General features: G+C 35.2%; 20 protein-coding genes, 2 tRNA genes, 1 rRNA gene and 8 pseudogenes (1 of these 31 running past the window's edge). 17 read left to right on the top strand and 14 right to left on the bottom strand.

All coding sequences use genetic code 11. The features are described from left to right. Positions 1-504 (bottom strand): 16S ribosomal RNA (locus N7U66_RS19745) (it extends 1,014 nt beyond the left edge of the window). A gap of 895 nt (positions 505-1,399) precedes the next feature. Here N7U66_RS19745 and thrS point away from each other — a divergent pair. The 5 genes and pseudogenes from thrS (at position 1,400) to N7U66_RS19720 (ending at position 5,623) form a co-directional block, all read left to right on the top strand. Continuing rightward, positions 1,400-3,335: pseudogene (gene thrS / locus N7U66_RS19740) on the top strand (threonine--tRNA ligase). 71 nt (positions 3,336-3,406) lie between these two features. Beyond that, on the top strand, positions 3,407-3,916 hold the full coding sequence (infC, locus tag N7U66_RS19735; protein ID WP_255350649.1) for a translation initiation factor IF-3: 510 nt from the start codon (positions 3,407-3,409) through the stop codon (positions 3,914-3,916). A 62-nt stretch (positions 3,917-3,978) separates the two neighbouring features. After that, positions 3,979-4,176, top strand: a complete 198-nt coding sequence (gene rpmI, locus N7U66_RS19730; protein WP_267676619.1) for a 50S ribosomal protein L35 — start codon at positions 3,979-3,981, stop codon at positions 4,174-4,176. 106 nt (positions 4,177-4,282) lie between these two features. Continuing rightward, positions 4,283-4,628: pseudogene (gene rplT / locus N7U66_RS19725) on the top strand (50S ribosomal protein L20). Between the two features lie 194 nt (positions 4,629-4,822). Further along, the gene (locus N7U66_RS19720) at positions 4,823-5,623 is read left to right on the top strand and encodes an HAD family hydrolase (protein WP_267676618.1); all 801 of its coding nucleotides are present in this window, start codon (positions 4,823-4,825) and stop codon (positions 5,621-5,623) included. A 3-nt stretch (positions 5,624-5,626) separates the two neighbouring features. Here N7U66_RS19720 and N7U66_RS19715 read toward each other — a convergent pair whose 3' ends face one another. The 9 genes and pseudogenes from N7U66_RS19715 to tgt form a co-directional block, all read right to left on the bottom strand. Then, complete coding sequence (locus N7U66_RS19715) at positions 5,627-6,166, bottom strand: adenylate/guanylate cyclase domain-containing protein (protein WP_267676617.1); 540 nt, start codon at positions 6,164-6,166, stop codon at positions 5,627-5,629. 88 nt (positions 6,167-6,254) lie between these two features. After that, on the bottom strand, positions 6,255-6,695 hold the full coding sequence (locus N7U66_RS19710; RefSeq protein ID WP_267676616.1) for a hypothetical protein: 441 nt from the start codon (positions 6,693-6,695) through the stop codon (positions 6,255-6,257). 357 nt (positions 6,696-7,052) lie between these two features. Further along, positions 7,053-8,236 (bottom strand): annotated as a pseudogene (locus N7U66_RS19705) (asparagine synthetase B). A gap of 148 nt (positions 8,237-8,384) precedes the next feature. Further along, positions 8,385-9,413, bottom strand: a complete 1,029-nt coding sequence (locus N7U66_RS19700) for an AI-2E family transporter (protein ID WP_267676615.1) — start codon at positions 9,411-9,413, stop codon at positions 8,385-8,387. Positions 9,414-9,485: 72 nt separating this feature from the next. Further along, a pseudogene (dnaB, locus tag N7U66_RS19695) lies at positions 9,486-11,017 on the bottom strand (replicative DNA helicase). A 167-nt stretch (positions 11,018-11,184) separates the two neighbouring features. Further along, entirely contained in the window at positions 11,185-12,138 is a 954-nt protein-coding gene (locus tag N7U66_RS19690) for an acetyl-CoA carboxylase carboxyltransferase subunit alpha (RefSeq protein ID WP_267676614.1), read from the bottom strand. An 88-nt stretch (positions 12,139-12,226) separates the two neighbouring features. Then, positions 12,227-13,139: pseudogene (locus tag N7U66_RS19685) on the bottom strand (DMT family transporter). Then, entirely contained in the window at positions 13,126-14,199 is a 1,074-nt protein-coding gene (locus tag N7U66_RS19680; RefSeq protein ID WP_267676613.1) for an LptF/LptG family permease, read from the bottom strand. The pseudogene N7U66_RS19685 and the gene N7U66_RS19680 overlap by 14 nt, the downstream one beginning before the upstream one ends. Before the next feature lie 3 nt (positions 14,200-14,202). Next, a pseudogene (gene tgt, locus N7U66_RS19675) lies at positions 14,203-15,335 on the bottom strand (tRNA guanosine(34) transglycosylase Tgt). Between the two features lie 191 nt (positions 15,336-15,526). Between tgt and N7U66_RS19670 the strand changes: the two are divergent. The 3 genes and pseudogenes from N7U66_RS19670 to N7U66_RS19660 all read left to right on the top strand — a co-directional run bounded on the left by N7U66_RS19670 (position 15,527) and on the right by N7U66_RS19660 (position 18,127). Continuing rightward, a complete protein-coding gene (locus N7U66_RS19670; RefSeq protein ID WP_267676612.1) occupies positions 15,527-16,372 on the top strand; it encodes a transketolase in 846 nt (281 codons plus the stop codon). A 20-nt stretch (positions 16,373-16,392) separates the two neighbouring features. After that, positions 16,393-17,345 (top strand): annotated as a pseudogene (locus N7U66_RS19665) (transketolase family protein). Positions 17,346-17,488: 143 nt separating this feature from the next. Then, positions 17,489-18,127: an outer membrane beta-barrel protein gene (locus tag N7U66_RS19660; RefSeq protein WP_267676611.1), complete on the top strand. Its 639-nt coding sequence runs from the start codon at positions 17,489-17,491 to the stop codon at positions 18,125-18,127. A 60-nt stretch (positions 18,128-18,187) separates the two neighbouring features. On the opposite strand, the gene N7U66_RS19655 is transcribed toward N7U66_RS19660, so the two are convergent. After that, positions 18,188-19,273 (bottom strand): FKBP-type peptidyl-prolyl cis-trans isomerase, encoded by a 1,086-nt coding sequence (locus tag N7U66_RS19655; RefSeq protein WP_267676610.1) that lies wholly within the window; start codon positions 19,271-19,273, stop codon positions 18,188-18,190. Between the two features lie 76 nt (positions 19,274-19,349). Here N7U66_RS19655 and N7U66_RS19650 point away from each other — a divergent pair, with 76 nt between their 5' ends. Together N7U66_RS19650 and N7U66_RS19645 are read left to right on the top strand one after the other, a co-directional pair. Further along, positions 19,350-19,724 carry an RNA-binding S4 domain-containing protein gene (locus N7U66_RS19650; RefSeq protein WP_267676609.1) on the top strand — a complete coding sequence of 125 codons (375 nt, stop codon included), beginning with the start codon at positions 19,350-19,352 and terminating at the stop codon, positions 19,722-19,724. A gap of 3 nt (positions 19,725-19,727) precedes the next feature. Continuing rightward, positions 19,728-20,231 (top strand): phosphoribosyltransferase family protein, encoded by a 504-nt coding sequence (locus tag N7U66_RS19645; RefSeq protein ID WP_267676608.1) that lies wholly within the window; start codon positions 19,728-19,730, stop codon positions 20,229-20,231. Here the strand turns inward: N7U66_RS19645 and N7U66_RS19640 are convergent. Further along, positions 20,223-20,744 carry a shikimate kinase gene (locus tag N7U66_RS19640; RefSeq protein WP_267676607.1) on the bottom strand — a complete coding sequence of 174 codons (522 nt, stop codon included), beginning with the start codon at positions 20,742-20,744 and terminating at the stop codon, positions 20,223-20,225. The two genes, N7U66_RS19645 and N7U66_RS19640, sit on opposite strands and share 9 nt — an antisense overlap. Before the next feature lie 121 nt (positions 20,745-20,865). On the opposite strand from N7U66_RS19640, the gene N7U66_RS19635 reads away from it, so the two are divergent. The 7 genes and pseudogenes from N7U66_RS19635 (at position 20,866) to N7U66_RS19605 (ending at position 26,017) form a co-directional block, all read left to right on the top strand. Next, positions 20,866-20,938 (top strand) — tRNA-Lys (locus N7U66_RS19635). A gap of 56 nt (positions 20,939-20,994) precedes the next feature. Beyond that, positions 20,995-21,080, top strand: a tRNA-Leu gene (locus tag N7U66_RS19630). A gap of 87 nt (positions 21,081-21,167) precedes the next feature. Continuing rightward, positions 21,168-21,986, top strand: a complete 819-nt coding sequence (locus tag N7U66_RS19625) for a MerR family transcriptional regulator (RefSeq protein ID WP_267676606.1) — start codon at positions 21,168-21,170, stop codon at positions 21,984-21,986. A gap of 110 nt (positions 21,987-22,096) precedes the next feature. Beyond that, a complete protein-coding gene (locus N7U66_RS19620) occupies positions 22,097-23,566 on the top strand; it encodes a phytoene desaturase family protein (protein WP_267676605.1) in 1,470 nt (489 codons plus the stop codon). After that, positions 23,566-24,404, top strand: a pseudogene (locus N7U66_RS19615) (phytoene/squalene synthase family protein). The gene N7U66_RS19620 and the pseudogene N7U66_RS19615 overlap by 1 nt, the downstream one beginning before the upstream one ends. Then, complete coding sequence (locus tag N7U66_RS19610) at positions 24,404-24,856, top strand: sterol desaturase family protein (RefSeq protein ID WP_267676604.1); 453 nt, start codon at positions 24,404-24,406, stop codon at positions 24,854-24,856. The pseudogene N7U66_RS19615 and the gene N7U66_RS19610 overlap by 1 nt, the downstream one beginning before the upstream one ends. A gap of 15 nt (positions 24,857-24,871) precedes the next feature. Then, positions 24,872-26,017 carry a lycopene cyclase family protein gene (locus tag N7U66_RS19605; RefSeq protein WP_267676603.1) on the top strand — a complete coding sequence of 382 codons (1,146 nt, stop codon included), beginning with the start codon at positions 24,872-24,874 and terminating at the stop codon, positions 26,015-26,017. Here the strand turns inward: N7U66_RS19605 and N7U66_RS19600 are convergent. Together N7U66_RS19600 and N7U66_RS19595 are read right to left on the bottom strand one after the other, a co-directional pair. Next, positions 26,012-26,296: a TlpA family protein disulfide reductase gene (locus tag N7U66_RS19600; protein WP_267676602.1), complete on the bottom strand. Its 285-nt coding sequence runs from the start codon at positions 26,294-26,296 to the stop codon at positions 26,012-26,014. The genes N7U66_RS19605 and N7U66_RS19600 overlap by 6 nt on opposite strands. A 1-nt stretch (position 26,297) precedes the next feature. Then, a complete protein-coding gene (locus N7U66_RS19595; protein ID WP_267676601.1) occupies positions 26,298-26,570 on the bottom strand; it encodes a hypothetical protein in 273 nt (90 codons plus the stop codon). Positions 26,571-26,746: the final 176 nt, after the last annotated feature.

Raw genomic sequence — 26,746 nt, 5'->3', positions numbered from 1 at the left:
GGAGTTAGCCGATCCTTATTCTTACAGTACCGTCAAGCTCGGACACGTCCGAGTGTTTCTTCCTGTATAAAAGCAGTTTACAACCCATAGGGCAGTCATCCTGCACGCGGCATGGCTGGATCAGAGTTGCCTCCATTGTCCAATATTCCTCACTGCTGCCTCCCGTAGGAGTCCGGTCCGTGTCTCAGTACCAGTGTGGGGGATCCCCCTCTCAGGGCCCCTATCTATCGTTGCCATGGTAAGCCGTTACCTTACCATCTAGCTAATAGAACGCATAGTCATCTTGTACCGTAATCTTTAATGAAATCTTGATGCCAAGGCTTCATACTATGAGGTGTTAATCTTCGTTTCCAAAGGCTATCCCTCAGTACAAGGTAGATTCTATACGCGTTACGCACCCGTGCGCCGGTCGTCGGCGGTGCAAGCACCCCGTTACCCCTCGACTTGCATGTGTTAGGCCTGCCGCTAGCGTTCATCCTGAGCCAGGATCAAACTCTTCATCGTTAAATTTTTAAGTGTTTCCACTAATATGCTTAACAACCAAAGAAATTAATTTTAGTACTCAAAATGGCTTATTCTCTTGTTTGAAAATTATCGTTTCCAATAACTTTCTTACGCTGTCAATTCAATATGTGTATGAACTTTTTTCTGTTTCTCTAAGACCTTTATTGCTTAGCGGGTGCAAATATATAACTTATTTCTAACCCCGCAATACTTTTTGAAAAAAAAATTAATCTTTTTTTTTAATCCGTATTTCAATAAATTTCTGTTGAACGTTTTGAAAAAACATTGCTGTTTTTTCGGATTGCAAACTTACAACCTTTTTTTGTTATCTCAATGCTTATTATTGTAAAAATTTAAATCTTTTTTATAAGCCTTTTAATGAACGTTGCTTTACTTCCCAAGTGTGTACCTGTTTCGCTTAGCGGGTGCAAATATAGATTCCTTTTTAGATATAACCATGACTTTTTTTGCCTTTTTTTAATCTTTTTTAATCCCCTCATCTTAGCCCTTTATTTTTAGGTACTTACAGCCGCAAAAACAACCCGTTTTTTTTGTCGCCTTGTCCTTAATATATACACGCTTTTTATCGCGCTTTAAAAAACACCTTAATCCCTAAACTGAAAAAGAACAGACCACATTACAATCTAATAAAAAACCTCTTGCTATTAACACGCCCCTTTTTGCCCGCATTAGGGATTAATCATCCCTATTCTGTAGAAAGAAATCGTGAATCCTTCGGAATTGCAGCGTCATCCTTTTGCTTTTTTTTGCGAAAAGAGATAGCGAAAACCACACCCGTTAGGGAACGCCCCTTTTCTTATTTTGAGATTTCATATATATGTATTGTCTGTGAATGGGTAAGGTATTATCTTTGCGTCTTTAATTATTATAATATATGATACAAATTACTTTACCCGATGGAAGTGTCAAGCCTTTTGAGGTTAATACAACTCCAATGGATGTGGCCAAAAGCATTAGTGAAGGCTTAGCTAGAAATGTTATTTCTGCTCGTTTTAATGATACAACCGTTGAAACCACGACCCCTTTAACCACTGACGGTAGTTTAATATTGTATACTTGGAATACAGACGAAGGCAAGACCGCCTTTTGGCATTCCAGTGCTCATGTTTTGGCTCAGGCTATTGAAGAATTGTATCCTAATGCTAAATTAACTATTGGTCCTGCCATCGAACGTGGTTTTTACTATGATGTTGATTTTGGAGACACGACCATCTCGGAAAGGGACTTCAAAGCCATTGAAGATAAAATGCTCGAAATCGCTCGTGGAAAACACAACTTTACCATGCGAAGCGCGTCTAAAGCTGAGGCTTTAGAATTATATAAAGACAACCCTTTTAAAACGGAACTCATTGAGAATTTAGAGGATGGCACCATTACTTTTTGTGACCACGCTACCTTTACTGATTTGTGTCGTGGTGGCCATATTCCAAATACTGGAATTATAAAAGCTGCTAAAGTTCTTTCTGTTGCAGGTGCTTACTGGCGGGGTGATGAAAACAAACCACAGTTAACACGCGTTTACGGCATTACCTTCCCTAAGCAAAAAGAACTGACGGAATATTTAGCCCTTTTAGAAGAAGCTAAAAAACGAGATCACAGAAAACTGGGCAAAGAATTAGAACTTTTTACATTTTCTCAAAAAGTTGGTGCTGGTTTGCCGCTATGGTTACCAAAAGGCACCGCGTTACGAGAACGTTTAGAGAATTTTTTAAAGGCCGCACAGAAAAAAGCTGGTTATGAAATGGTTATGACCCCACATATTGGGCAAAAGGAATTGTATGTTACTTCGGTCATTATGAGAAATATGGTGAAGACAGCTTTCAGTCTATAAAAACACCTAAAGAAGGGGAAGAGTTTTTATTGAAACCCATGAATTGCCCGCACCACTGTGAGATTTATAATGCAACACAATGGTCTTACAAAGATTTACCAAAACGTTTTGCTGAATTTGGAACGGTTTATAGATATGAACAAAGTGGTGAATTACATGGTTTAACCCGTGTTCGTGGTTTTACCCAAGATGATGCGCATATCTTTTGTACTCCGCGACCAGTTGGATGCCGAATTTAAAAATGTAATAGACTTAGTTCTATATGTCTTTGGCTCCTTAGGGTTCGAAAACTTTACTGCTCAAGTGTCACTAAGAGATCCTGAAAATCCGAGACAAATATATTGGAAGTGATGAAAATTGGGAAAAAGCTGAACAAGCGATTTTAAATGCCGCCATAGATAAAGGTTTAAATTATGTTGTAGAAACTGGCGAAGCTGCTTTTTACGGTCCGAAATTAGACTTTATGGTAAAAGACGCTTTGGGAAGACAATGGCAACTTGGAACGATTCAAGTAGACTACAACTTACCGTAACGTTTTGACCTTACCTATAAAGGCAGTGATAATGAATTGCACAGACCAGTAATGATTCACCGCGCTCCTTTTGGAAGTATGGAACGTTTTATTGCTATTTTGTTAGAGCATACGGGGGGTAATTTCCCGCTTTGGCTCATGCCAATTCAGGTTTCTATATTAACTCTTAGTGAGAAATATGAGAAATACGGTGAAAAAGTTTTAAATTTGCTAGAAAATCACGAAATTCGCGCTCTTGTAGATAACCGCAGTGAGACTATTGGCAAGAAAATTAGAGAGGCCGAAATGAACAAAACGCCTTATATGATTATCATTGGCGAGAATGAAGAGCAAGAAAACATGATATCTGTAAGACAACATGGCGGGGAAGATTTAGGCACGATTAGTGTAGAAGTCTTTTCAGAAATTGTTAAAACAGAGATAAATAAAACATTGAAACAATTTTAAAATTAACGTTTAACTAAAATACATAAGTCATAGCAATACGTAGAAAAAGATCGAAAGGGCCTTTAAGAGTCATTAAAGAAGACCAACACAGAATTAATTCAAAAATTAGGGCAGAAAAAGTGCGTCTAGTTGGAGAAAACATCGAAGTTGGTATTTACACCATTAAAGAAGCTTTAGGCTTTGCAGAAGAACAAGAGTTAGATCTTGTAGAAATCTCACCAAAAGCCGATCCGCCAGTATGTAAAGTCATGGACTATAAAAAGTTTCTTTACGAGCAGAAAAAGCGAGATAAGGCTTTAAAGTCTAAGGCTACTAAGGTAATAATTAAAGAAATTCGTTTTGGTCCTCAAACAGATGACCACGATTATGAATTCAAAAGAAAACATGCCGAGAAGTTTTTAAAGGATGGCGCCAAGCTTAAGGCTTTCGTTTTCTTTAAAGGACGTTCAATCGTGTTTAAAGAACAAGGTCAAATATTATTATTGCGTTTAGCGCAAGATCTTGAAGAACTTGGTAAGGTGGAGCAAATGCCAAGATTAGAAGGTAAACGTATGACGATGTTTATCGCTCCAAAAAAATAGATAATACTCCTTTTAAGGATTGAGATATTATAAGTGAAATCATTAAAAAACTAGGAAACAAGATGCCTAAAATGAAAACAAAATCTAGTGCTAAAAAGCGTTTTAAGCTTACAGGTACTGGGAAGATTAAAAGAAAGCACGCGTTTAAGAGTCACATCTTAACAAAGAAGTCTAAAAAACGTAAGCTTGCTCTAACGCATAGTACATTAGTACACCCTGCAGATGAGAATAATATTAAAATAATGATGCGTTTAAAGTAACATTATCTTAATAGGTTACAAATTATTTATAAACCCTGGAGTTAGGCAAACTCAGATTTAGCAAAGTGTCAAGAATGGACCGCCTACTACAAAACACAATTAAATTATGCCAAGATCAGTAAATTCTGTTGCCAAAAGAGCCAGGAAGAAAAAAAGTGCTTAAACAAGCCAAAGGTTACTTCGGACGTCGTAAAAACGTTTGGACAGTAGCAAAAAATGCGGTTGATAAAGCGATGCAATATTCGTATAGAGATCGTAGAGTAAAAAAGAGAACATTCCGTGCCTTATGGATTACGCGTATTAACGCAGGAGCCCGTTTACATGGTATGACTTACTCACAATTTATGGGAAAATTAAAAGCTAACAACATCGAATTAAACCGTAAGGTTTTAGCTGATTTAGCAATGAACAGCCCTGTAGCTTTTGAAGCTATTGTGAACAAAGTAAAATAAGGGCATTTTGCCAATTGAATAATATTATTTCACTTATATAATTAAAATCCGATTCACTTGAATCGGATTTTTTTGTTCTTAGTACTTTTATTTTAATAAGAGACCATCGAGAGGTGTTAAAAGGGAAACGGAACGTACGCCCTACGCTCTTTAAACAGAATGCTTTACTTTTAAACCCTAAACCTAATCACCTTTTGAAAGATATAAAATTAGTTGTAACCGATATGGATGGCACTTTATTAAACTCTAAAAATGAAGTAAGCTCGTCTTTTTTTGAGTTATATAGAACCTTAAAAAAGCTTGATGTAAAATTTGTTGCCGCCAGTGGCAGACAGCACAGCAGCATCATTAGTAAATTGCATGCTATAAAAGATGACATCACCATAGTTTCAGAAAATGGTGCGCTCATTCGTGAAGCTGAAAAGGAATTACTTTTTACTAAATTCCCCATGGAAGCTATTCGGAAACTGATTCCGACACTTAGAAAAATCCCAAATACACAAATCATTTTATGCGGAAAAGATGCGGCATATATAGACTCTAATGATGTTCATTTTAATTCTGTTTTCAAAGAATACTATAAAACTCATAAAAAAGTTTCGGATTTAACCACAATTGAAGCCGATGATTTTATGAAAATTGCCCTTTATCACCCTCTTAATTCAGAAAAATACATTTACCCTGCACTGCAACATTTAAAACAAGAGATTACCGTAAAAATATCCGGAACCCATTGGGTCGACTTATCTGTACCCACAGCCAATAAAGGTTATGCTTTAGATTTCCTTCAAAACAAATGGAATATCCAACCAAAACATACTATGGCATTTGGAGATTTTAATAACGATCTAGAAATGTTGGAATTGGCTGATTTTAGTTATGCTATGGCTAATGCGCATCCCAATGTTAAAGCGTTGGCCAATTTTTCAACGAAAAGCAATGATGATTTAGGGGTGGAACATATTTTAAAACAACTTATTGCCGCTAAATCTTAACGGTCATGTTCTGCTTATGGCAGAAATGTTGAGCGTTTCTTCTTTCCCTTTTAAACTTAAATCGCCTATGGCTTTCGTTTTGTATTTACTGGATAAACTTAATTGATTCAACAATTCATCAGAAATTAAGAACCATTCGTTGTATTTATTACACTCGCCTTGAATTCTAGCGGTGGTATTAATGACATCGCCATGGTAAGCAATCTCTTTTTTTACTGTACCAACTTCAGTTACTATAAGTTTACCACCATGGACACCCGCTTTAAATTTAGGCACTAAACCATACTTCTTCTTGTAAATTTTAGATTTTCGTTTGATGGTGTGCTGAAAATGATAATACAAATCGACACAATTATTATTGTGTAACCCTTTTTTAAAAGACCAACTTAATACGGCTTCATCGCCAACATACTGATAAATATCTGCATCATACCTCCTCACGATACGATTTAAATCATTGAAACATTCCTGTATTAAACTGCTGTATTGATAATGACCCAAATCTTCGGCTATTGTTGTGGAGGCTTGTAAATCTACAAACATAAAAATGCGCTTTTCTTCTGTAGGCTTTCGGTATTTTCCAATTAAAAAATTGAAGAAGACCCCTCGCCCAAATTTTTCGTTAGCAATTCTAATAAAAGAATAGATTAAAGAACAAATAATAAAATAACACACAAGGAGCCAGTAAAATCTTACTGTTCTTCCACCACCCTTCTTCCGTGGTAAGGTTTAGTTCTAGTGCAGCCTCAGCTAGTGTGAAAATATAATTTACCGATAAAATGATCCCTAAAAAGTAAATAACAAATTTCTCTATTAAGACTAAGCCCAATGATAAATTCTTAGATAACAATTTATCAAACAGAAATTCAATGATGGCGAACAAGGTTCCTATAAATAACCCCAACAAAACACCATAGTATAAAATTTCGGAAATCGAATAATCGGTAACGATAATTCCCTCTTCTGCACCAATGGCATAGTAACGTATAAAAATAAAAACACAAAAAGCGAGTGACCAAAAAATACAAGTAGAAAGTAAAAGTCGGATAAATTGGAGTGTAGTTGTTTTCAATGTTAAGGATTAAATTAGATATTTAGAAACCGTCTCCGGAGGGACTCTTTTACTCATTACAACAGTTAATTACCGACTACTCTTTATTAAAAATATATAGAAGCGATGTAATGGCGTTGACAATTATAATTAGGTATTGGTATTTAATCTGGGTTGTTTTTCTATATGCCATTAAAATGTATTATGCACTAAGTTAAGAAAAAAGAAATAACTTTTAGTTACATCAAACGAAGTACTAGTACGTGACAGACCTACTGCTTTAAATATAATAATACCCTGTTCTAATTAATTAAAGGGTAATATGATATGTATTCATACTTCTAAATTACTCCTAGTAGTTCCAGTAAACAACAACATTTATGTCTTTTGTTTTTTCTTTTTAGCAGCAGGAAATAAAACATTATTCAAAATAAGTCTATACCCCGGAGACGTTGGATGTAAATCCAGTTCCGTTTTAGGGTCGCCTACTTTGTGTGTATAATCTTCCGGATCGTGACCACCGTAAAAGGTAAAAAACCCTTTGCCCTTGATTCCATGAATATACTTCGCTTCTCCATTGGTTCTGTTTTCTCCCAAAACGAGCACATTACTTTTAATTTGTTCTCTCGTAAAGGATGTGGTTTGGCCCATAAATCCTTTCACAAGTGCTGTATGATTTTGACACAGCATCGTAGGAATTGGATCCCATTTGGCAGAAAAATCCATGAGTGTGAAATAATCTGTTTGTTTTGGTATTTGTCGTTTGGGTGTCATGTCTATACTAGAAAACTCATAAACTAAAGGACTTCGCTCCAAAGTAAAGGCTTTAAATGCAAAAGTTTTGTCAAAGTTGATTTGTGATTGATAATTAGCATCGCTTGCATCTCCATCAAACATGGGTTCACAGATATCAACATTTTCAGCAGATAATGCAATATCAAAACTATCGGTAGCACTACACATGGCGAACATGAACCCCCCGCCTACAACATAATCTCTAATTTTAAGAGCTACGGCTCTTTTCTCTTCAGAAACTTTGGAGAATCCCAGTTTGGTAGCCAAAGCTTCTGCCTCTTTTTTCTCTTCAATATACCACGACGCAGTACGATAGCGGGCATAAAACTTACCATATTGACCTGTAAAATCTTCATGATGTAGGTGTAACCAGTCGTATAATACCAGTTCATCTTTTAAAACATTTTCGTCGTAAATGGTTTCGTATGGAATTTCAGCATAAGTTAACACCATGGTAACCGCGTCATCCCAAGGGAGCTTCCCTTTTGGAGTATACACGGCGATTTTTGGAGCCTTTTCAAGCACAATGGCCTCCATGTTTTTACTTGGGCTGCTAATCTCTTCTAAAATACTTTCTGTTTTACTATCACTGAGCACCTCAAAACTAACGCCTCTAATTTGACATTCTCGCCGTATTCTTTCGGTATCCGGTACTAAGAAGGAGCCGCCTTTATAATTAAGCAGCCATTTCACTTTGGTTCCCTTTTCCGAAGCCAATAGGTTATTCCGTAAGCTTTTAAGTGATTTTTTTGTGCTTCAGCATCCATCGGAATAATAATATACGATGCAAAAGCTTGTGCAAAACACAAAAATAATATAACGGTGATAAGACACTTTTTCAAAAGGATACGATTTAGAAACTAGATTGAAAGATAATCAAAAATTGTTCCTTTTTTAATTCCTTAAGCAATAATATTAGGCAGAAATGACCTTTGCAATGCCGCGAGTACTATCAAATTGTTCGAAAATAATTTTTAGAAAGACGGTAATTGGGATAGCCATGACTAAACCAGACACCCCCCAAATAAAACCCCAAAACATAAGCATCACTAAAACGGTTATGACATTAATAGAAAATGATTTTCCCATAAAAATAGGTTCCAGAATACTGCCGTATAAAATTTGAGTTCCAGTTATGGCAATAATAAAAAACAGTAAAGTGCTTGACGTCTCCAATTCTACAAAAGCGAAAATAGATAACAAAATAACGGTTACAAAAGAACCTACCATTTGAACGAAGTTAATTAAAAAGGCAAATAATCCCCAAAATACAGGAAAGCTTACATCGAATAAATAACAGGCTAATCCAGTAAATACACCTGTTAGAAAACTAACCAAAAATTTAACCTTAATAAAAGTAATCAAGTCATTTTCAATTTTAATAAAAGTTCGAATTGACTGGTGACGTTTCTTTAATATGGTTTTATTAAGAACGTTTTCGATATTAATAGATTCGGCGAGCCAAAGCACAACAAAAAAAACAGTCATTAAAACAGCCGTCAATGTTTTACTTATAAAACTTAACGTGCTTCCAAAATTTTTAAATAGGGCCTCCTTATTTAAAAAGCGTGATAATTTTGTGTTTTCCGGATTTGCATTTTTAATACCAAATATAGATTCGACTTCATAAACCAAGTCATTAATCTTTGACTCCGCTTGTAAAAAAAGTTCGGAATCATTTTCCATGATTTGTTTACTCGAGAGTTTCACTAACTCTATCCCTAATTTAATACCTAAAAAGATAATTAAAATAACGATAAAAATACTAATGATTTTATGGACGCCTCTTCTTTTCAAAAATCGCATCAAAGGTAAAAACAACAATGCAATAAACATTGAAAATACCAATGGAATAAAGATAAAAGACAGTATTTTAAGCAAATAAAAGACTATCGGAATGACAATAATTAGCAATAAATAATTCGTAGTACGGATTTTATCCATTAGAGCATAATTTATAGGGTACAAAAGTAAACTATCGTTGCGTTTCTATGAAGAAGTTTAACAAGAGATTGATTAAAACGGCACGTCATCATCTTCTCGTGCATCAAAGGCATCTTGTGGAGACGCTGTAAAACCGTCTGATTTTAAGGTGTCGTCATTGGCAGAAGCATTCATTTTAGAATGAAATTCTTGACCAAACGGCGTATCAAAATCATCTAGATTGTCAAATTTACCTAAGTTTCCAATAAATTTTAAACGAATGTTTTCCGAGACCTCCATTTCTATGTTTTGCAACAATAAATTCTGCTTGTCCCGCTGTAGGTGAGTGTTCATCATCATCCCACTCGTCAATTTTATAATATTCAGGACGGTAGATAAAGGAAACAATATCGGCATCTTGCTCAATGGCTCCGGATTCACGTAAATCTGAAAGTAATGGTCTTTTACTTCCTCCACGCGTTTCTACAGCACGCGATAATTGAGAAAGCGCTATCACGGGTACCGATAATTCTTTGGCTAATGCTTTTAAGTTACGAGAAATAGTGGAAATTTCCTGTTCACGATTTCCTCCGAACCTGCGGCAGTCATTAACTGTAAATAATCAATAATGATCATTTTAATGCCGTGTTGTGAAGCCAAACGTCTTGCTTTTGCCCGTAAGTCGAAAATAGAAAGCGAAGGGGTATCATCGATAAACAATGGGGCTTTCTCTAAAGCTTTTACTTTTACATTAAGCTGTTCCCATTCGTGTTTTTCTAATTTACCTGTTCTCAATTTTTCAGAAGACAATCCGGTTTCACTTGAAATAAGACGGGTAATCAATTGAACAGACGCCATCTCCAAAGAGAAAAAAGCTACAGGAATGTTGTGATTCACTGCAATATTTCGAGCCATTGATAAGGTTAAAGCCGTTTTACCCATACCAGGACGTGCAGCAACAATTATTAAATCACTTTCCTGCCACCCGCAGGTTAATTTGTCAAGTTTATCAAAACCGAAGGAATCCCACTCATGCCTTCTTTCTTAGAAATTTCTTCTATCTTCTTTTTGGCCTGGATGACTAAATCCTGGGCCGTTTCACTGGATTTTTTAATATTCCCTTGTGTAACTTCGTATAATTTAGATTCTGCTCTGTCTAATAAATCGAAAACATCTTGAGTTTCATCATAAGAATCTTCAATAATTTCACTAGATATTTTGATTAAACTACGCTGAATGAATTTTTGAAGTATAATACGCGCATGAAACTCAATATGTGCAGAAGAAGAGACTTTTTGTGTTAAAGAAATAAGATAAAAATCACCGCCTGCTAAATCTAGCTTCGCATTGGTTTTTAATTGTGTGGAAACAGTTAATAAGTCAATAGGTTGGCTCTCTTGAAACAACATAAAGATAGCTTCAAAGATGTGTTGGTGTGATTCTTTATAGAAAGCATCTGGGCTTAAAATATCGATTACTTCATCAACTCCTTTTTTATCAATCATCATCGCGCCAAGCACAACTTCTTCTAAATCAATAGCTTGTGGTGGTATCTTACCTCTTTCAAGGTTGATGATAGTACTTTTATCGACTTTATAGCCTTGTATTTGGTTGGGTTGTTTCATCTATGACGAAAGTAAAAAATTTGTGGAAAAAAAGCGCTGAATAAAGATACTCAATCTTAACACTTCATCAACAATTTAACTGTTAATAACTTCATTTTATTGTTAATAAGCATAAAAAAAACTGAAAGCGATACTTTCAGTTTTAAGGACATGCTTCTTAATCGCTGCTAACCTTTAAAAACTCCCATTTGAGAATATTTATCCATTCGCATATCGACTAATTCTTTTGGTGATAAGTTTTTAAACTCATCAAAAGATTTCAATATCGCTTCTCGAACTATTGAAAATGTTTTTTCACGATCGGTATGTGCGCCACCTAATGGTTCTTTTACAATTTCATCTACTAATTTCATTCTTTTCATATCGCTGGCTGTTAGTTTTAAAGCTTCTGCAGCTTGTTCTTTAAACTCCCAACTGCGCCATAAAATAGACGAGCATGATTCAGGTGAAATTACCGAATACCAAGTGTTTTCAAGCATTAGCACTTTATCTCCTACTCCAATACCCAAAGCACCTCCTGAGGCACCCTCTCCAATGACCACGGTTATTATAGGTACTTTTAAGCGCGTCATCTCTAAAATATTTCTAGCGATGGCTTCCCCTTGTCCGCGTTCTTCTGCTTCCAAACCAGGATACGCTCCTGGAGTATCTAATAAGGTAATCACAGGAATTCCAAATTTTTCTGCTGACTTCATTAAACGTAACGCTTTGCGATAGCCTTCAGGATTGGCCATCCCAAAATTTCTATATTGTCCGGTTTTGGTATTGTACCCTTTTTGCTGGCCAATAATCATAAAACTTTGATCACCAATTTTCCCCAAACCGCCAATCATAGCTTTGTCATCTTTAAAATTGCGATCACCATGTAACTCTAAAAACGAATCTCCACATATGGATTTGATGTAATCTAAAGTGTAAGGTCTATTGGGGTGACGTGACAATTGTACCCGTTGCCACGGCGTCAAATTTTTATAAATTTCCTTTTTAGTAGCAATTAATTTTTTTTCGATTTGCTTACAAGTTTCAGTGACATCGACATCACTTTCTTCTCCAATAACCTGACACTTGTCTAGCTGATCTTCCAGTTCTTTAATAGGTAATTCAAATTCTAAATATTCCATAGGGAATGTTTTTATAATATTTAGTTAGCGTACAAAATTACACTTTTTTTTGGTTTTGATTTTGCCATTTAACACTAAATCCAAAATTCTATGGTGTTGTCTTTTTTAAACGTTTTAGTTTGAACGCTTTTCGGTTTTTTAAAACCCCATTTAAAAGGACTGTGCCTAAAATTATAAAAGCCCCATAGTAAAAATTCGGAGCCATTTTTTCTGATTCCGGAAAAATTATAAGCGCCAATATGATACCATAGATTGGCTCTAGATTATACGTTAACACCACCGTATACGGGCTTATATGCCGCATCACATATATAGAAGCAATAAAGGCGTAGGTGGTACAGACAGACGCTAAAATAAAAAGGTAACCAAAGTCACTACCACTTAGATTGAAAAAATTTTCAGAAAAACCATTTCCAAAAAGCGCAATGAAGAGTGAAATGAAAATGACGCCACTTAAAAATTCGTAAAAAGAAATCTTGGTTGCTGAATGTTTTTCTAGAAATTTTCCATTAAGCACTGCGAATAGTGAAGAAAAAAACGCAGATGAAATTCCTAAAAGAATGCCGTAAATGTATTTCATTTCACTTTGAAGAATAATATAAATCCCAGCAATAACGATAACGCCGAAAATAATTTCGTACCAAATGATCTTCCGCTTATAAATAATGGGCTCTATTAAAGAGGCAAAAAACGCACCGGTGGAAAACATTGCTAAAGCAATGGAAACGTTAGACACATCTATAGACCCAAAGAACGTGATCCAATGCAAAGCAATTATGACACCGGCAGCTGCAAACCTACTCAGGGATTTCCGATCAACTGAAATATTTATCTTGGCTATTTTAATGTAGATAAACATTAAAAATGAAGCGATTAGCATTCGGTACCGAGACCAGGGCTACGGCATCGATACTAATAAGCTTCCCCAATATAGCGGTGAAACCCGCAATAAAAACTAAAATATGTAAGTGAAAATAGTTTTTAAGTTTATCGTTTAGCATGATATAAAAGAATGATAGCTAAAATACCAAATATAAAATTAGGAAACCAAACAGCGATTAAAGGTGAAAAATCAGACTGTGATGCCAACGTACCAAAAATCTTATCAAAAAACACGAAAATCATGGCCGTACATATCCCAAAAGCAAGATTTACCCCCATCCCACCACGTCTTTTAATGGAAGAAACAGCAACCGCGATAATGGTCAAAATGAACACGGAAACAGGCAAACTCCATTTACGATACAATTCTAATTTGTAGCGCCCTATATTAGAAGACCCCCTTTTTTCTTCTTTCTTTATAAAGTTTCTTAATTCCAAATAAGGTAAGGTCTCTGCAATATATTCATCAGGCACTAAATCTTCCAAGTCGAATGCAAATAGTGTATCTTTCTTACGCTCGTTAATGATAACATCATGAGTATCTGTAATGTATCTTTTTTCATAATTACGTAGGCTATACACAGAATCTTCTTCAATATAGCTTATACTACTAGCACTTATTTTATAAGACATTTTATCGTCTTCAAAGTGCTCTAAAGTAAAGTTAAACCCTTGGCTTCGTTTAACATCAAAGCTACTTACATAAATAATATCGTTATCATTAATTTGTTTAAGCAACTTTTGATTACCGGTATTCTTCCTTCCCTTTAAATATTTATACTGAAAATCATTAAAACCTTCACTCGCCTTTGGTGCTAAGTATAAGCCTAAAACAATAGAAACGATACCAACAATTACAGCTCCTATAATATAGGGTCTTAAAAATCTTGAAAAGGATACTCCTGAACTTAAAAAAGCAACAATCTCTGTATTGTTAGCTAATTTAGAAGTAAACCATATGACCGATAGAAACAAAAATAGAGGAAATAATAAGTGCGCAAAATAGATCGTAAAATCTAAAAGATAGAGCATCACTTCATTAAACGGAACTTCTTTCTCTAGAATTTTTCCAATTTTTTCAGCGAGATGTACTGTTATCCCAATAGGAATAAACAGTAAAATCATCATCAAAAAAGTGAGGAGATAGCGCTTTAATATATACCAATCGAGAATTTTCACTAGTTATAATCTGTTATCCATTTGTTTAACCATTTTATCTTTCCACGTTCTAAAATCTCCTGCTATAATGTGCTTTCTAGCTTCACGAACCAACCATAAATAAAACCCTAAATTATGTATGGTTGCAATTTGTTTGCCGAGTAGTTCATTGACAGAAAACAGGTGACGCAAATACGCTTTTGAATATTCTGTATCCACCCAAGTCATAGCCATCTCGTCTATAGGCGAAAAATCGTCACGCCATTTCAGGTTTTTAATATTTATGCTACCGTATGCAGTAAATAACATGCCATTACGTGCATTACGTGTAGGCATAACACAATCGAACATATCGACACCTAATGCAATGTTTTCTAAAATATTTATGGGTGTTCCAACGCCCATTAAATATCGCGGCTTATCTTCCTGGTAAAATATCTGTAACCACTTCTGTCATGGCATACATTTCTTCAGCGGGTTCTCCAACGGAAAGTCCTCCTATGGCATTACCCTGTGCTCCTGCATTGGCAATATACTCCGCAGATTGTTTACGTAAATCTTTATATGTGCTACCTTGAACAATAGGAAAAAATGTTTGTTCATAATCGTACATAAACGGTGTCTTGTCTAGATGGGTCAAACATCGCTCTAACCAACGGTGCGTCATATGCATAGAACGTCTCGCATAGTTGTAATCGCAGGGGTATGGTGTACATTCGTCGAAAGCCATAATGATATCTGCGCCAATACTGCGCTGAATTTCCATGACATTTTCCGGTGTAAACACGTGATAACTCCCATCAATGTGCGATTTGAATTTCACCCCTTCTTCTTTAATTTTTCGTCTTGAAGACAAAGAATAAACTTGGTAGCCTCCAGAATCGGTTAAAATATTACGATCCCAATTCATGAACTTATGTAATCCACCCGCTTTTTCCAATACATCTATTTGTGGTCTTAAGTAGAGGTGGTAGGTGTTTCCTAATATAATATCTCGGGTTTATTTCTTCTTTTAACTCTCGTTGGTGTACCCCTTTTACCGTTCCAACGGTTCCAACAGGCATGAAAATTGGTGTTTCAATAACACCATGATCTGTAGTTAATACTCCTGCTCTAGCGTTACTTTGGGTGTCTTTAGCTTTTATGTCGAATGTCATTCTTACTTATAAATTCAGTGCGTAAAGATAAATAACAAAATCACAATGGTTCTTAAACATTTAATAAAATTGAAAGGATTCTAAATATTGTTAGTAAATCATGGTAATTCGTTAATAAGTGAAGCCCTATGCGTTTTGCAGATGCACCTCAAAAAGTTACTTTTGATGCGATATAAATCAAGCTAAATACAATGGCAAACACACAACAACTAGAAAATATTACAACACAAGTTCGTAGAGATATTTTACGAATGGTACACAAAGTAAATTCGGGGCATCCTGGTGGTTCTTTAGGCTGTGCAGAATTCTTTGTAACCCTGTACAATGAGATTATGGATAGAAAAGAGGGCTTTGATATGGATGGTATTGGAGAAGATCTATTTTTTCTTTCAAACGGTCATATCTCACCTGTATATTATAGTGTTTTGGCTAGAGTTGGTTATTTCCCTGTAGAAGAATTAAATACGTTTCGTTTAATAAATTCCGGATTACAAGGGCATCCAACGACGCACGAAGGTTTACCAGGTATTCGTATAGCCTCCGGCTCTTTAGGTCAAGGCATGAGTGTTGCTCTTGGTGCAGCTCAAGCTAAAAAACTAAATGGTTGTAAGCATTTAATTTACAGTTTACATGGTGATGGTGAATTACAAGAAGGTCAAAATTGGGAAGCTATCATGTATGCCGCTGGAAAAAAAGTTGATAATATCATCTCAACTATAGATTTAAACGGACAGCAAATTGATGGTTCTACAGATACTGTTTTACCAATGGGAGATATTAAACTAAAATTTGAAGCTTTTGGCTGGACTGTTATCGATATTGAAGAAGGGAATAATATAGAGGCTATTTTAAAAGGTATGGCTAAGGCCAAAGCTGAAACCGGTAAAGGAAAACCCGTTTGTGTATTATTAAATACAGTTATGGGTAATGGCGTCGATTTTATGATGCATACGCACGCCTGGCATGGTAAGGCTCCTAATGATGAACAATTAGCAATAGGCTTGGCGCAAAATCCTGAAACTTTAGGAGACTATTAACCCTTCAATTAAAACAAGAGATGAAAACATACACATATACAGAAAAAAAAGATACCCGTTCAGGCTTTGGAGATGGTTTGACAGCATTGGGAAGAACGAACCCCAACGTGGTTGCCCTTTGTGCCGATTTAATTGGTTCTTTAAAAATGGATCAGTTTATTAAAGAAAATCCGAACGCTTTTTTCAAATTGGAATTGCTGAAGCCAACATGATGGGAATAGCAGCAGGTTTAACTATTGGAGGCAAGATTCCGTTTACGGGTACTTTTGCGAACTTCTCTACGGGTCGTGTTTATGATCAAATACGACAAAGTATTGCTTATTCAGACAAGAATGTAAAAATTTGCGCGTCACACGCCGGTTTAACATTAGGAGAAGATGGTGCAACCCACCAAATACTTGAAGACATTGGATTGATGAAAATGCTACCTGGCATGACCGTTATAAACCCTTGTGATTATAATCAAACGAAAGCAGCAACTATAGCCATTGCAGAACATGTTGGTCCGGTGTATTTACGCTTTGGACGCCCTTCGGTTCCAATTTTCACTCCTGACAACCAAAAATTTGAAATCGGGAAAGCCATTCATTTTACTGAAGGCAGCGATGTTACGATTGTGGCAACGGGACACTTAGTCCGGGAAGCTTTAGAAGCTTCAAAAGCCTTGTATGAAAAAGGGATAACTGCTGAAGTAATAAATATTCATACCATAAAACCTTTAGATGCCAAAGCCATTATAGATTCGGTAAGCAAAACCAAATGTATTGTTACTGCTGAAGAACACAACCATTTAGGTGGTCTTGGGGAAAGTGTTGCCCGCGTTTTGTCGCAGCATCAACCAACTCCTCAGGAATTTGTTGCTACTAATGACACTTTTGGCGAATCCGGAACTCCAGCACAGCTAATGGAGAAGTACGGCTTAAATAGCGCCTCTATCGTTAAAGCCTGTGAAAGGGTTATTAAACGGAAATAGTACGTTTATAAATGTAGTTAAAAGGATGAAAAGCTAAATGCTTTCCATCCTTTTTTTGCTTATAACATATTTTGAATCAAGAGTTAAAAAATATATGCCCATTATTTTCGTTTGATAGTACAAAACCATTAAATCGAATAATTATGAGCATTTTACTACATTTTCATCGCGGCTTAGATTATAAAAGTGACGTGAGTAAACACTTCTGTTTTTCATTACTATTTATAATTTCTATAGTCTCATTAACTATGGCACAGGATGGTAGTGGCCTAGGTATTAAAGGAGGTATAAACTATAATGGTAATGGCGATTATTTTAATTCCATTTCTAATACTAGCGAAGACCCTATGCGGGCTGTAGGATATCACTTTGGTCTATTTGGTAAAATTGGAAACATACTGTATTTGAAGCCGGAATTAATATACACCAAAACTAAAAGTGACTATAGTCGGGGTGAGTTAAACTTACAGCGTATTGATGCCCCTATATTATTAGGTCTTAAGGTTTTGGGGCCTTTTAGTGTTTTTGCTGGCCCAGCGTTTCAGTACATTTTAGATTCAGAATTAGTAGGAGCTAATCTTGAGTCGATAGAAAACGATTTTACTATTGGTCTTAATTTTGGGATTGGATTTAATTTAAATAACATAGGCATTGACTTAAGATATGAGCGTAGTTTTAATGAGAACGAAGCTAAGATTGTAACCACTAACAATTCTATAGCTATAGGAAGACTAGATATCCGACCAGAACAATTAATATTAAGTTTTTCTGTAAAACTATAGTGCAAATAAAAAGCCCAACTTAGATTAAGTTGGGCTTTTAAAACTATAATTTTAAATCAATTATTCTAAAACAGTAGTGATATTAGAATTTAAATAGTTAGAAACCAATACTCCATCAACCAGCGTTTGTGGTATCACAGTTGTGTGTAGGGTATACGTTCCATCTAATTTTAATTCCGTTCTTATAAATAATTCATTTTCTCCGTTATTAGCAATATTAGCATCGTAATAGGCTACAGCCTCTGCTTTAGTCATGAACGCATTAGCACCATCATCTTCATACTCTTTTTGTTTCACCTCATCCTCAGTTAATACACCGTCCCCATCATCATCACTGTCAACAAAATTAACAAAAGAATCCCCATCAGTATCGTCATCAGATCCGGAATAGTCACCATCTGGATGCTCCATATGAGAAGGTATTCCGTCTTCGTCCCAATCTGTGTTACTCCTAGAGACCACTCTTAATGTAAAAATTAATGGTGAATATTGAGGTATAACAGTAGATGGTGGTACAGCAAAATAACCCAATCCTGAAGGTATAAAGACAGCACCAATGCCGTGATCGTCGTAAGTAATTTCATTATTTCCATTTTCGGTAAAACCGGTAGAAGCGTTAAACTCAACAATACCTTCTCTAAATCCTGAAACTACCCCAAAAGTAGACCCTACTGTAGTCAAATTTAACGGCTGTCCGGCTCCAATGGTAACCGCACTATCAAAAGATGCGCCTTCAGGAATAGTCCCATTGTATAACACGGCTGCTCTATCTAAGGCGTTTACAGGTTTCCCCAATCCTTGTCTCACCTTTAAAAAATATAATTTATAGTCTACGTCATCCTCCGTAACCGTTTTGAAATCTACTTGATCCATCAATGGTGTTTTATCACTGTTAACTCCCGAAATGGTATCGAAAACGATACTGAAGGTGTCATTCGCTTGAGAATAAGGATCTGCAAAATCAAAGGCCTCATAGTTATAAAAATGAGTTTCTAAATAAGTTTCTATTTCTACAAGATTCTCATCATATACTTCTTGTCTATCACGCAATGCAGGAGCTTCAATAGGAGCATCATCATCTTTTTTACAAGATAAAACTACAAGGCATAGTGATAAAATTGGAAGGATTAACTTTCTTAAATTCATTTTTGCTTATTTTTGGGTGCAAGATAACTTATAATCTAATATTGCACAATATCATTAACGTAGATTTTACAATTATATGCGAATAGACAAGTACTTATGGTGTACCCGATATTTTAAAACTAGAAATATAGCAACTACTGCTTGTAAAAAAGGACACATTAAAGTTAATGATCAAGTCGTTAAACCGAGCAGAGAAGTCTATGCAACAGATAAAATTAGTGTGCGTAAAGATCAAGTAAATTACAGCTTAACCATTTTAGATATCCCTCCCAATAGAATTGGTGCCAAGTTAGTCGACATCTATCGGGTGGATACCACCCCAAAATCTGCGTTTGAAGCGCAGGAATTATTAAAATATTCTAAAGATTATTACCGAAAAAAGGGTACAGGAAGACCAACGAAAAAAGACCGAAGGGATATAGATGATATCTATTTAGAAAATGAAATATAACTTATGACTCCACCAAAAAACAGCATTCTTACGCACGACGAAATAAAACATAAAATTAAGCGTATTGCGTATCAGATTTATGAAAGTAATAGTGATGAAAATGAAGTGATTTTAGCTGGAATTGATAGTAATGGATACTTATTAGCTAAAAAACTAAAAACTATTCTGACCAAAATCTCACCTATTAAACCCATTCTTTGTAAGGTTTCTATAAATAAGAAAAACCCGAGAGCACCAATTACAACCTCTTTAACCGTTGAAGAATACACCAATAAGTCTATTGTTTTAATTGATGATGTATTAAATTCTGGAACCACCTTAGTGTATGGTGTGAAACACTTTTTAGATGTGCCCCTGAAACAGTTTAAAACAGCCGTTTTAGTGAATAGAAACCATAAGAAATATCCCGTAAAAGCCGATTTTAAGGGCATTTCATTGTCGACCTCCTTGCACGAGCACGTCGATGTGGTGTTAGAAGGACATACCTTTGAAGCTTTTTTAAAATAACTTGGCAACAATGTCTTCTAAAATGATATCTGCTGGCTGGTTAGCATCGATGACATAATGCGCTTTATTATAAAAATAAGAGCGCTCAAAGAGGTGTTTACTTACAAACTCTACTAGGGCTTCCTCTGTGACTAAATGTGCAATTAAGGGGCGCTTAGCCGTCTCCTTAGTTACTCTTTTTATTATTTCTTTTATAGATACTTTTAAATACAAGGTTTCTACTGCGCGGTTATTAACTAATTCGTCCATGGTGTCATAGTAACAAGGTGTTCCTCCCCCTAAAGCGATCACTACCTTTTCATCGCGACTTAAAAGCGTGGCTAAGTATTTTTTTTCTGCTTTTCTAAAATACAACTCACCTTTTTCGTCAAACAACTGCTTTACAGTCTTTTGCTCCTTTTTTTCAACATAAGCGTCCAAATCAATAAAATTATAAGATATTCTTTTTGCTAATTTTTTACCAATAAAAGACTTCCCGGAAGCCATGTATCCTAATAAAATTAAATTTTTCATTACTGTTAATGTTTGATTATTAAACGCCTACGTGAAAGCAAGACAAAAAAACAAAAATTTTTTCAAAAACATGCTTGTATTATTAATAAAAGGAATTATATTTGCACCCGCAATAAGACATGACCTGGTAGCTCAGTTGGTAGAGCATCTCCCTTTTAAGGAGAGGGTCCTGGGTTCGAGCCCCAGCCCGGTCACTAAAAAAAAGTTAAGCTATGAATGCTTAACTTTTTTTTTTATCTTTACTTTAAATGCGCACGTGGCGAAATTGGTAGACGCGCTGGCTTGAGGGGCCAGTGACCGCTTTAGGTCGTGGAAGTTCGAGTCTTCTCGTGCGCACTTTTATTAATTATATTAGCTTCTTCAATTTTAATACTTTGTTAAAATTTCAGTTATTAATATTTGTTTAACTATTTTAGCAGAATAATGAACAATATTAAAACGAAATTTAGCATTAGAGATCTTGAAAACCTATCGGGTATCAAGGCGCATACTATTAGGATATGGGAAAAAAGATACAATCTCTTTGAGCCCAATAGGACAGACACCAATATTAGATATTATAGTCTTTCTAGTCTTCAAAAACTTTTAAACATTTCCTTTTTAAATAAAAACGGATATAAAGTCTCCAAGATCGCCAGTCTTGAAAGCCAAGAAATTCCAACTTTAGTCAAGGAAATAGCTTTGAACAAAGATTCTAGTAATCATGCCATTAATTTGTTTAAAGTGGCCATGCTTAATTTCGATAAAGGATTATTCTTAAGTACTTTTAATAATTTAGTACAGAGTAAAAGCATTAGTGAGATATTTTATACCGTCTTTGTGCCTTTGTTAGAAGATATAGGGATTTTATGGCAGACAGACACCATTACTCCTGCCCATGAACACTTTATTTTTGAACTTATAAAGCAGAAAATTCTAGTACATACCGATAACATTTCGAATGCTTCACAAGATAAACATACTGGTGACATTTATGTTTTATTTCTTCCTGATAATGAAATCCATGAATTGGGTCTGCTTTTCATAAATTACGAACTTACATTGAGAGGTCTACATAGTATTTATTTAGGCCAAAGTGTCCCCATAGATAGTTTAAAATATATCACTGATTACTACAATAAAATTATTTATATCTCTTCATTCACCATAAAACCGGAGAAAGAAATTATTAATGACTATTTAATTGAGTTTTCGGAAAAAATTCTTCAAGACTCAAATCATTCATTACATATCTCTCGGTAGGCAAACCACTCATATAGAAATAGCACCTCTCGATGACCGAATACTAATACTAAACTCAGTAAAAGAGATCATGGAAAATCTTGACAATGATAAACAACATGTAGATTACAATGAATAAAAAAATAGCCATTATAGGTTCCGGGTTTTCAGCACTAGCCGCTTCTTGTTATTTAGCAAAGGACGGAAACCAGGTTACTATTTATGAAAAAAACGATACTATAGGAGGACGGGCAAGACAATTAAAAAAGCAGGGCTTTACTTTTGATATCGGACCAACATGGTATTGGATGCCTGATGTTTTTGAACGTTTTTTTGCTGATTTTAATAAAACACCGTCAGACTTCTATACGCTTGAAAAATTAAACCCTGCCTACTCGGTTTACTTTGGTAAAGATGACTACATTACTATTGAAGATACCATTGATAAAATTTATGCTGCTTTTGAAGCCGAAGAACCAGGAAGTTCGGAAAGTTTGAAAACATTCATCGATAATGCAAAGAACAATTATGATGTCGCCATAAAAGATCTGGTGTATAGACCAGGTGTCTCACCATTAGAACTAATCACTCCAGTAACCATAAAAAAGATTAATCAATTTTTAAGTACCATAAAACGGGATGTGAGGAAAGCTTTTAAAAATGACCGGTTGGCTCAGATTTTAGAGTTTCCAGTCCTATTCCTAGGTGCCAAACCCAGCAACACCCCTTCTTTTTATAGTTTTATGAATTATGCCGATTTTGGTATTGGTACCTTTCATCCAAAACAAGGGATGTACGAGGTGATACTGGCCATAGAAAACCTAGCGCTATCTCCGGGAGTTGAAATAAAAACAAATGCTGCTGTAAAGAAAATTAACGTTGATACTAAAGGGACCGCCACCAATTTGCTTATTAATGGAGAATCTGTGCCCTGTGACATTATTTTAAGTGGAGCAGACTACCACCACAGTGAAACGCTTTTAGATATAAAACACAGACAATATTCTGAAAAATACTGGAGTAAAAAGACTTTTGCCCCCTCCTCCTTGCTCTTTTATGTTGGTTTTGATAAAAAATTAAAAAATGTAAATCATCACACATTATTTTTTGATGTCGATTTTGAGGCGCATGCGAAGGACATTTACGATAACCCACAGTGGCCGGAAAACCCATTATTTTACGCGAGTTTCCCAAGTATAACGGATGATAGTGCGGCGCCCTCAGGAAAAGAAGCGGGTATTTTTTTAATACCTTTAGCTCCAGGTATAGAAGATACCGAGGAAATAAGAGTGCAATACTTTGAAAAAATTATTAAGAGATTTGAAAATTTAACCTCACAAAATGTTGAAGAATCTATTATCTTTAAAGAGTCTTTTTGTGTCAACGATTTCATTAAGGATTATAATTCTTATAAAGGCAACGCTTATGGTATGGCTAATACCTTACTGCAAACGGCTTTTTTAAGACCAAAACTAAAAAGTAAAAAAGTAGAAAATTTGTATTTTACAGGACAATTAACTGTTCCTGGCCCTGGTGTTCCGCCAGCGTTAATATCAGGAAAACTAGTCGCAGGATTAATAAAAAAACACCATAGTAACTAATGAAGGCATTATTTGATTCGGTTTCTTATAATTGTAGTAAGCTTGTAACACAATCTTATAGCACCTCTTTTTCAATGGCAACTAAAATGCTAGCGGAAACCATTAGACAGGACATCTATAATATTTATGGATTTGTACGTTTTGCAGATGAGATTGTTGACTCCTTTCATGACTATAATAAAAAAGAATTATTTGAAGCTTTTGAAAAAGATTTAGAATTTGCATTAGAACAAAAAATTAGCTTAAACCCTATTCTAAACTCATTTCAGCACACCTACCATAAGTACCATTTAGAAAAACATATGGTTACCGCGTTTATGAAAAGCATGCGATTAGACCTTCATAAAACGACGTATTTAACCGAGACTGAATATAAAGATTATATTTATGGCTCGGCAGACGTTGTAGGTCTGATGTGCTTAAAGGTCTTTGTTAAAGGAGATCAAGTTAAATATGATGCTTTAAAAGCGTCTGCTATGTCATTAGGATCTGCATTTCAAAAAGTAAATTTTCTAAGAGATTTGAAAGCAGACTTCGACGAATTAGAACGTACCTATTTTCCAAATACAGATTTAAATAATCTAAATGAAGAAGCTAAACAACTCATTATTCAAGACATTGAACATGATTTTGCTGAAGGCTTAAAAGGAATTAAATTACTACCTATAGAAGCCAAATTTGGTGTTTTTATGGCGTATAGATATTATAGTCAGCTACTTAAAAAGCTTAAAAAGACACCCGCTTTAGATATTAAGTCTACTAGAATTAGGGTCCCTAATTATAAAAAAGTAGAACTCTTAACCGAAGCTACGTAAAATATCAACTTAACTTATTATAATGCAAACGATATACTGGATTTTTGTTTTTTTAGGCACGTTCTCCATTATGGAGTTCATGGCCTGGTTCACTCACAAATATGTAATGCATGGTTTTTTATGGTCACTACATAAAGATCACCATCATAAAGATCATGATAGTTGGTTTGAACGCAATGATGCCTTTTTTATATTTTACGCTGTGGTAAGCATGACTTGTTTTTATTTATGGAGCTACGAAGGTGTGTGGTATTGTTTACCAATTGGTTTAGGCATTATGGCTTACGGTGCTGCCTATTTTATAGTACATGATATTTTTATACACCAACGTTTTAAAATTTTTCGCAATGCTAATAATTGGTATGCAAAAGGGGTTAGACGTGCACACAAAATACACCACAAACATTTAGGTAAAGGCGATGGCGAATGCTTTGGAATGTTATTCGTCCCTTTTAAATACTTTAAACGCTCATAAATTTCTTAAAAAGAAATGGTCCTAAATTCACATTTCGATTACATTATTATAGGAAATGGATTGGCAGGATTTCAATTGGCCTTGGCTCTAGCTGAAGACCCTTATTTTGATACCAAACAAATTGCCCTCATCGACAAAGATGATAAAACTCATAATGACAAAACTTGGAGTTTTTGGGAAAGAGGGTCGGGAAAATGGGATAACATCGTTAATCACGTTTGGACGAAGGCCTTATTTTATTCTTCAAATAAAAAATGTGAACTAGACTTAAAGCCTTACACTTATAAGTCTATTCATGCTATTGATTTTTATAATGAAGCCAAAAGACAACTAGCCGCGCAATCCAATATTCATTTTATTTTAGAGGAAGTCCTTTCTGTTGAGGATTGTGGCAATCCTGTAGTGAGAACGGAGACTCGTGAGCTCACTTCAAATCATGTTTTTGACAGTAGGATTGCGCCTGAATTCTACTCGGAAATGGATAACTACACCGGAGTCATTCAACACTTTAAAGGTTGGATTATTGAAACGGATAGCCCTACTTTTAATACAGAAGAATTCACTATGATGGATTATCGATTAAAAGATGGAAATCAAACCACGTTCACCTATGTTCTGCCTTTTTCTCAAACCAAAGCTTTAGTGGAATTTACTTATTTTACACCACATGCGGTTGTAGAATTGGTTTATGATCATTATATCGAGCGGTATATTAAAGAGGTGCTAAAACTCTCTAACTATCGTATTTCCGAAACAGAAAAAGGAAGTATCCCCATGACTAATTTTCCGTTTCAGCAGTATTCTACTAAAAACATTACAAAAATAGGGACTGCTGGCGGTTGGGTTAAAGGAAGTACTGGCTATTCCTTTAAGCATACCGAAAAAAAGGTTGCAAAAATTCTTTTAAATTTAAAACAGAATAAACCCCCTTCAAAAGACCTGTTCAAAACTAAATATGCTTTTTATGACAAAATATTTCTAAAGGTACTCCATGACGAAAATGCCAAAGGAGAATGGATTTTTGAGCAATTCTACACCAAAAATTCTGCCGAAAGCATGTTTAAATTTTTAGACGAAACCTCCTCGTTGAAGGAAGAACTACAAATCATGGGCTCTCTTTTTTCGACCGCTTTTATAAAAGCTTTTTTTAAAACATTATAGTTTTAATAATTGATCTATGGTGGTCCTAACCTTTTCACTATTCCAGTTTGCTGCACCAGATTCGTCTATAATAATATTCCCTAGTTTATCCAATAAAAACGTTCTCGGAATACTGTTCACTTGAAAGGTTTGGGGCGCCTGTGTTTTAGGGGTATAAACTTTCAAATTATAATTTTTCTTCTTCAAAAAGGCCGCAATAATCTCAGGATTTTCATTAGACACTAAAACAATGGATATTTTACCATCATAATCGTTACTTAAAGCTTGAATAGAAGGCATTTCAGCAATACAAGGTGGGCACCAGGTGGCCCGTGAGGTTTATTAAAGTAACTTTACCTTTACTATTATTAAAATCAAAAGAATGGCCCTCTAAATCGGTAAGCATCCAATTGTAATCGCTTACCTTTTCTAAACGATCATCCTTCTCAATACTAGGACTGAACAAAGCAACTCCTTTATGGAGAACAATTTGTATTTGCTGTCTGCTTTGGGGAATCATTAAGAGCACAATGACAAGTAACAGAATACTATTTTTTACAGATAGTCTTTTCATAACAATTTAAAATGAGGATGCGCCAATAAAATAATTGACACTTCAAATCTAATAAAAACAATGGATACGACTCTGCTTCTATAGTCTAATTATTTGGGGCATCTATTCCTTTTAAAAAATTACAGCTTCAGTTTATTAAAAGGAATGCAAATTTACAAGACCAAAAACGCCATAGA

Origin of the sequence: Lacinutrix neustonica (genome assembly GCF_026625145.1) — a bacterium.
GTDB lineage: Bacteria > Bacteroidota > Bacteroidia > Flavobacteriales > Flavobacteriaceae > Lacinutrix > Lacinutrix neustonica.
The sequence above is the reverse complement of the archived record's forward strand: the minus strand, read 5'-3'. Positions and strand labels throughout refer to the sequence as shown.

Coding starts and splice junctions, on each gene's coding strand:
- rpmI (WP_267676619.1), top strand. CDS start 3,979: ATGCCTAAAATGAAAACAAAATCTAGTGCTAAAAAGCGTTTTAAGCTT.
- N7U66_RS19715 (WP_267676617.1), bottom strand. CDS start 6,166: ATGTTTGTAGATTTACAAGCCTCCACAACAATAGCCGAAGATTTGGGT.
- N7U66_RS19700 (WP_267676615.1), bottom strand. CDS start 9,413: ATGGATAAAATCCGTACTACGAATTATTTATTGCTAATTATTGTCATT.
- N7U66_RS19690 (WP_267676614.1), bottom strand. CDS start 12,138: ATGGAATATTTAGAATTTGAATTACCTATTAAAGAACTGGAAGATCAG.
- N7U66_RS19670 (WP_267676612.1), top strand. CDS start 15,527: ATGGCAAACACACAACAACTAGAAAATATTACAACACAAGTTCGTAGA.
- N7U66_RS19660 (WP_267676611.1), top strand. CDS start 17,489: ATGAGCATTTTACTACATTTTCATCGCGGCTTAGATTATAAAAGTGAC.
- N7U66_RS19655 (WP_267676610.1), bottom strand. CDS start 19,273: ATGAATTTAAGAAAGTTAATCCTTCCAATTTTATCACTATGCCTTGTA.
- N7U66_RS19650 (WP_267676609.1), top strand. CDS start 19,350: ATGCGAATAGACAAGTACTTATGGTGTACCCGATATTTTAAAACTAGA.
- N7U66_RS19645 (WP_267676608.1), top strand. CDS start 19,728: ATGACTCCACCAAAAAACAGCATTCTTACGCACGACGAAATAAAACAT.
- N7U66_RS19640 (WP_267676607.1), bottom strand. CDS start 20,744: ATGAAAAATTTAATTTTATTAGGATACATGGCTTCCGGGAAGTCTTTT.
- N7U66_RS19625 (WP_267676606.1), top strand. CDS start 21,168: ATGAACAATATTAAAACGAAATTTAGCATTAGAGATCTTGAAAACCTA.
- N7U66_RS19620 (WP_267676605.1), top strand. CDS start 22,097: ATGAATAAAAAAATAGCCATTATAGGTTCCGGGTTTTCAGCACTAGCC.
- N7U66_RS19610 (WP_267676604.1), top strand. CDS start 24,404: ATGCAAACGATATACTGGATTTTTGTTTTTTTAGGCACGTTCTCCATT.
- N7U66_RS19605 (WP_267676603.1), top strand. CDS start 24,872: ATGGTCCTAAATTCACATTTCGATTACATTATTATAGGAAATGGATTG.
- N7U66_RS19600 (WP_267676602.1), bottom strand. CDS start 26,296: ATGCCTTCTATTCAAGCTTTAAGTAACGATTATGATGGTAAAATATCC.
- N7U66_RS19595 (WP_267676601.1), bottom strand. CDS start 26,570: ATGAAAAGACTATCTGTAAAAAATAGTATTCTGTTACTTGTCATTGTG.